At 70.6% G+C, this 4199-nt stretch carries 5 protein-coding genes; 1 reads left to right on the top strand and 4 read right to left on the bottom strand.

The window, feature by feature from the left end; translation table 11 throughout:
• From QH270_RS21930 to QH270_RS21915, 4 genes are all read right to left on the bottom strand, one after another.
• A partial coding sequence (locus QH270_RS21930) for a hypothetical protein (protein ID WP_280345571.1) occupies positions 1–225 on the bottom strand: 225 nt, incomplete at its 3' end.
• Entirely contained in the window at positions 192–968 is a 777-nt protein-coding gene (gene erm, locus QH270_RS21925) for an ErmE/ErmH/ErmO/ErmR family 23S rRNA (adenine(2058)-N(6))-methyltransferase (RefSeq protein WP_432420403.1), read from the bottom strand. The genes erm and QH270_RS21930, both read right to left, overlap by 34 nt.
• 329 nt (positions 969–1297) lie before the next feature.
• A complete protein-coding gene (locus QH270_RS21920) occupies positions 1298–2476 on the bottom strand; it encodes an NAD(P)-binding protein (RefSeq protein ID WP_280345566.1) in 1179 nt (392 codons plus the stop codon).
• Positions 2473–3141 (bottom strand): TetR/AcrR family transcriptional regulator, encoded by a 669-nt coding sequence (locus QH270_RS21915; protein ID WP_280345564.1) that lies wholly within the window; start codon positions 3139–3141, stop codon positions 2473–2475. The genes QH270_RS21920 and QH270_RS21915 overlap by 4 nt, the downstream gene beginning before the upstream one ends.
• Before the next feature lie 164 nt (positions 3142–3305).
• Between QH270_RS21915 and QH270_RS21910 the strand changes: the two genes are divergently transcribed.
• Positions 3306–4199 (top strand): mechanosensitive ion channel family protein (locus QH270_RS21910; protein ID WP_280345561.1); only part of this gene is annotated, 894 nt, incomplete at its 3' end.

The following is a 4199-nucleotide window of genomic DNA, read 5'->3' as shown; positions in this document are numbered from 1 at the left end:
CGGGGGGGGGGGGCGTGGGGCCGGCCCTGCGGTCGCGCCGCCCCCCCCCCCCCCCCCCCCCCCCCACCCCTCCCCCCGCCCCGCCCCCGCCCCCCCCCCCCCCCCCCCCCCCCCCCCCCCCCCCCCCCCCCGCGCGGGGGGCGCGGGCCCGCCCGGCCCCCCCCGCCCCCCCCCCCCCCCCCCGGGGACCGCTACGCGACCAGCACCGAGTGCAGGTCCACCCACTGTTCCGGGTGGACGTAGGCGACCACGGTGTCCTCGGTGATGCCCGCGACGCGCAGTGCCTCGTCCACACCCTGATAGCGGGTGCGCAGTGAGGCGCGGACGGTGCCGCCGATGCCGGAGAAACCGGTGCGCACCAGTTCGGCGTACGAATCCCGCTGGGCGACCAGGGGATTCGGGCGGCGGTCGATCCGCAGGACGGCGGAGTCGACCGAGGGGACCGGACGGAAGCTGGTCCGGGGGACCTGGCCGCGCAGATGCCAGTCGAACCACGGCCAGTGCAGCACCGTGGTCAGGCTCCAGCGGCCGTAGTCGCCGGTGCGTTTGCGCGCATACTCGCGCTGGGTGAGCAGGGTCGCCGAGGTGAGCGCCGGTGCGTTCAGGCACCAGGCGACGATGTCCGAGGTGGCCGAGTACGGGATGTTCCCGACCACCGCGAACGGTTCACGCGGCGCCCTGGCCTTGGTGAAATCGCCACGCACCACCTGGATTCCGGTCTCGTTCCTGGTCCGCGCCGAGAGCTTGGCCGCCAGCAGCGGGTCGATCTCGTACGCGGTGACCCGCGCGCCGCGCTCGGCCAGCGCCCGCGTCAGCACGCCCTCGCCCGCACCGGGTTCGAGGACGACGCCGGCCGGATCGGCGACGGTCATCAGCAGGTCGACCGCGTTCCGGTCCACCAGGAAATTCTGGGAGAGGGTTCGGCGCGCCAGATCACGCGCGGTGCGTGGACCGCGGCTTCCCGTGATCTTGCGCTGGGTATGCGAATAGTTCTTGTGTGAATGATCCTGCGCCACAGCAGTTGCCCTTCCGGGTCATCGAGTCGAATGAAGCTCGATGGGCCCTGGGCACGCCGGTGGACGCCGACGATGAGATCCGCGTCCGCTAGCGGGCCAGAGCCCGGGCGTGGCGGAGACGGATGAACATGCAGCACGACATGCGGATCACCTTAGGAATCAGCGCGCGGGCCGCGCAACCGAATTTCGGGGGCTCGGTCGCCGACGATCCGGGGCACGGTGCGCCGCCCGAGCCGATCCGAACCGGTGGTGTGCGCTCCGATCGGATCGGCCGATGTCCCCTAGGCGGATTCGGTCACCGGCCGGGAGCCGGGTGACACGGTGGCGACAGCCGCCGTGGCTGCGGCGATCGCGCTGTTGATGGAGATCTCGCCGCGCATACCCGGCGCGGCGACCATGTCACCGGCCAGGTACACCCCGTCCCCGCGATCGACCGCGGGGCGGTCCCGCCAGGTCGTGCCGGGCAGATCGAGCGCGCCGGTGCGCTTCTTGGCGGTCGAGGCGCGGTGGAAGGTGGCGCGGGTACGCCAGTCGGGGACGGCGAGGTCGGCGAAGCGGCCGAGTCGCTGCTGGGCCGCGTCCCTCGACTCGCCGACGCGCACCGGCATCTGCAGCTGGAACAGCGATTCCCCCGTGGGGGCGACGGAATCGTCCTGCGCGGAATAGCATTCGTGGAATCCGCCCTCGTCCAGGTCGAACACGAGGAACCGGTCGCGCCGGTCACGGGGGACCGCGATGTCGAGCAGCGCGGCGAATCCGCTCGTCCCCTGCAGGGAGTCGTCGCCGAGCAGGCGGCGCGCGGAATCCAGGTCGGTGGCCACGATGACCGGACCGTCGGTCGGCAGGGTGTCCACGCGCGCACCGGTCTCGATGACGACTCCGAGTTCCCGTGCGCGGTCGGCCATCCGGTCGATCGTGCGCTGCCAGCCGCCCCGAACCCAGCGCACCGCGGGCACATTCGGCCCGAACACCCGCTGGAACAGTTCCCAGACGAAGGCGGCCGACAGCCTGCCGGTGTCGGCGTCGTAGGTGACCACGTTGATCGCGTTGGCCATCTGGGTGGCGGTGCGTTCGCCCCAGCGCCCGGCGGCCCAGGTGTGGAAGTCGACGTCGACGGGTGCCGTCAGCCGTTTGCGCAGCTGCGCCCGCAGCATGCCCATCGGTGGGACGCGCCGCAATCCGCCGTCGGTGCGGAACCGCAGCGTCACGGCGTCGCCGAGCCCCGGCCACCCCAGCCCGGCCACGAAGCCGCGCTCCTTCAGCCAGGTGTAGTGCGGCCCGTCGGCGTAGAACACGTGCGCGCCCTCGTGGGCGACGTGCGGCGGCTGGGTCGCCCGTCCGCGTCCGCCCAGGGTCCGGTGCGCGTCGTACAGCCGCACCGGCACGCCGGTCTCGGCGGCGGCGATGGCGGCGGTCAGGCCGGCCAGGCCACCTCCGATGACGGTGATGGGTGTGTTCATCGTCGGTCCTCTCCCTCGGGGTCCGCCCAGTCGAGCCGGGCAGCGATCATCTGCGCGGTCGCGATGAGATAGCGGTCGGTGTCGACGTCGGCGGGGTGTCCGCCGTCGAAGATGTCGCGCATCATCCAGAAGTGCGCGAGCGCGCCGACGAGGACCGCGGCCGTGGCATCCCAGTCCTGCGTCGGTGCCTGTGGCCCGGCGAGTTCGCGCAGGCCCTTGGTGACGGCGGCCATGACCACCGCGTACTCCTGCTCGCGAAACACCTCGAGCAGAGCGGCGGGAATCGAATTGTCCCGCAGCAGGATTCGGGTCACATCGCGGTCGTGGTCCAGACGGGTCAGGCCGATCCGGCACAGCGCGACGAGTTTGGCCACGAGGTCGCCGTCGGGGGTGATCGAGTCCAGCGCCGCGGCGATGGAGAACTCCGGCGCCATGAACCGGTCCCATTCGCCGCGGTCGACGAGCCGCGTGGCCACCGCTTGCACGAGGAGTTCGTCCTTGGACTTGAAGTGCCGGTAGAGCGCGCCGGAGCCGCCGGAGAGTCCGGCCGCCTGCTCGATCTGCGCGATCGAGGTCTTGGCGAAGCCCTGTTCGCCGAACAGGCGCAGCGCCTCGGAGATGATCCGGTCGCGGGAGGTTGCGGGGCCGGCCGAGTAAGTAACCACTTACTTACCATGCCTCGGGTCGGTGGAAATGGCAAGACCCGCCGCTCGACGTGGCATAAGCAAATCCTTCGCTAATTCGCGATTCAATAGGCGCTCGGGGGGAACACCGCTGTAGAGGCGCTTCGGCTATTCGGCCGCAGCCGGAACGAGCGAAAGGAAGTACTGTGGATACCTCCATCGTGGCCATAGATTTCCAGCAGGGCTTGACCGACGCCTGGAGTTCGGTCGCGCGATTCCTTCCCAAAGCGGCCGCGTTCCTCGTCATCCTGATCGTCGGCTGGATCATCGCGAAGGTGGTCGCCAAGATCGTGAACGCGGTGCTAGAGCGGGTCGGCTTCGATCGGCTGGTCGAACGCGGTCAGCTGAAGCAGATGATGTCGCGCAGTAAATACGACGCGTCCGACCTGTTGGCGAAGCTCGCCTATTACGCGATCCTGCTGATCGCGCTGCAGCTCGGTTTCGGTGTGTTCGGCCCGAACCCGGTCAGTGATCTGCTCAACGGCATCGTGGCCTGGCTGCCCAAGGCTGCCGTGGCGATCATCATCGTGGTGATCGCGGCCGCCATCGCCACCGCGGTGAGCGACCTGGTCACCAACATGCTGGGCGGAATGTCCTACGGGCCGATGCTCGGGCGCATCGCCGCGGTGTTCATCTGGGGCATCGGCATCATCGCCGCGCTGAACCAGATCGGTGTCGCCACCTCGGTGACCACGCCGGTGCTGATCGCGGTGCTCGCCACCATCGGCGGCATCCTGGTCGTCGGTGTCGGCGGTGGCCTGGTCCGGCCGATGGAGCAGCGCTGGAACAACTGGCTCGGCAACCTCGAATCCGAGATGCCCGCGATGAAGGGTCAGGCCGAGGCGTACCAGCGCGGCCGCGAGGACGCCGCGCGGGTGAGCGGCCAGGGGCAGGCTGTCCCGGGGGCGCACGCCGAGGACGCGCAGCGGTGGGTCGCGCCGGGTGGGGGGTACCCGGAGGCGGGTCGACCGGGCAGTGAGGATTTGCTGCCGATCTCCATCCGAGATCGCGGCCTGGGCGTCGAGGATGCGCGCGTAGTC

The sequence above is a fragment of the Nocardia neocaledoniensis genome (assembly GCF_029868625.1).
GTDB classification, from domain to species: domain Bacteria; phylum Actinomycetota; class Actinomycetes; order Mycobacteriales; family Mycobacteriaceae; genus Nocardia; species Nocardia neocaledoniensis_A.
The sequence above is the reverse complement of the archived record's forward strand: the minus strand, read 5'-3'. Positions and strand labels throughout refer to the sequence as shown.

Coding starts and splice junctions, on each gene's coding strand:
- QH270_RS21920 (WP_280345566.1), bottom strand. CDS start 2,476: ATGAACACACCCATCACCGTCATCGGAGGTGGCCTGGCCGGCCTGACC.